Source organism: Sphingomonas sanguinis NBRC 13937, assembly GCF_001591005.1.
GTDB lineage: Bacteria > Pseudomonadota > Alphaproteobacteria > Sphingomonadales > Sphingomonadaceae > Sphingomonas > Sphingomonas sanguinis.
In genome coordinates this window covers 1-1,493 of record NZ_BCTY01000113.1, presented here as the reverse complement: position 1 = coordinate 1,493, position 1,493 = coordinate 1, and the positions used below count along the sequence as shown (strand labels likewise).

At 67.2% G+C, this 1,493-nt stretch carries 1 protein-coding gene; it reads left to right on the top strand.

From position 1 onward, the window contains the following. Nucleotides 1-144: 144 nt before the first annotated feature. Nucleotides 145-1,428 carry an Hsp70 family protein gene (locus SSA01S_RS18820; RefSeq protein ID WP_061781613.1) on the top strand — a complete coding sequence of 428 codons (1,284 nt, stop codon included), beginning with the start codon at nucleotides 145-147 and terminating at the stop codon, nucleotides 1,426-1,428. Nucleotides 1,429-1,493 lie beyond the last annotated feature (65 nt).

Here is a 1,493-nt window from a genome sequence, read left to right as displayed (position 1 = left end):
GGGGGGGGGGGGGGGGGGGGGGGGGCTGGCATATCGCTTGCGGCCTTGCCCTCCCCCAACCCCTCCCGCCTGCGGGAGGGGAGTAAGAAGGCTGCGTAAAGAAAACGCCTTCCTCTACTCCGCACATCGTGTAGCGGACGCCGCATGACCGATACCCCGCACACCGTCCTCGGCATCGACTTCGGCACCACCAACTCGGTCGTCGCCCGCGCCGAGAACGGCGAGTCCCATCTCGTACCCCTGAAGGCTCCGAAGGGAGAAAACCCCGTCTTCCGCTCGGCGCTATGCTTCTGGGAAGATGACGGGATTGAGGTGGAAGCAGGCCCCTGGGCGATCGCCGAATATCTCGACTTCCCGGGCGGCAGTCGGTTCATCCAGTCGTTCAAGTCGGTCGCCGCCTCACCGGTGTTCGAGCACGCGACCGTGTTCGACAAACGCTATCGCTTCGAGGAACTGGGTCGCGCCTTTCTCGATCGCATGGCGGCGCGCAGCGGCGGCACGCTTGATGGCCGGGCGGCGCGGATCGTCGTCGGGCGGCCGGTCGAATATGCCGGGCACCGCCCCGACGAAGCGCTGGCCCGCCAACGCTACGATGCGATGTTCGCGCGGCTGGGGGCGGAGATCCATTATGTCTACGAGCCGTTGGGCGCGGCGTTCAGCTATGCGTCGCGGATCACCGAACCCGCGACCGTGCTGGTCGCGGATTTCGGCGGCGGCACCAGCGACTTTTCGGTCGTGCGCATCGCCGCCCCCGGCGCCGACCGGCGTTGCGAGCCGCTGGGCCATGCCGGTGTCGGTATCGCGGGCGACCGGTTCGACCAGAAACTGATCGACCACCTTGTCCTGCCGCTGCTGGGCGCGGGCGGAAAATATCGCTCGTTCGACAAGATACTGGAGATTCCGCGCGGCTATTTCGCCGATTTCGGCGACTGGTCGCGCCTGGCCCTGATGCGCAACCGTAAGACGCTGGCCGAGCTGGAAAAGCTGCGCCGCGCCGCGCTCGACCCGGATGCGATCGGGCGAATGATCGCGATCATCGAGGAGGAGCAGGGATATCGGCTCTACGATGCGGTCGGCCGGGTGAAGCGCGACCTGTCCTCGGCCGAGGAGGCGCGGTTCCGCTTCGAGGGTGGTGGGCTGTCGATCGAGGCGGATGTGTCCCGCACGGATTTCGAGGCGTGGATCGCGCCCGAACTCGCCCGGATCGAACAGGCGGTCGATCGCGCGCTGACGGCGGCAGGGACCGAGGCGGGCGCGATCGACCGGGTATTCCTGACCGGCGGCACCTCGTTGATGCCCGCGATCCGGCGGATGTTCGAGGTCCGCTTTGGAGGTGAGAGGATCGCGACGGGCGGCGAGCTCACCTCGATCGCGCATGGCCTGGCGTTGATCGGCGAACAGCCGGATATCGGGGCTTGGGCGGTATAACCACTCACCCAATAAAAAGCCCCTCCTCCCGGTAGGGGGGAGGGGTTTGGGGTGGGGGCAAAGCC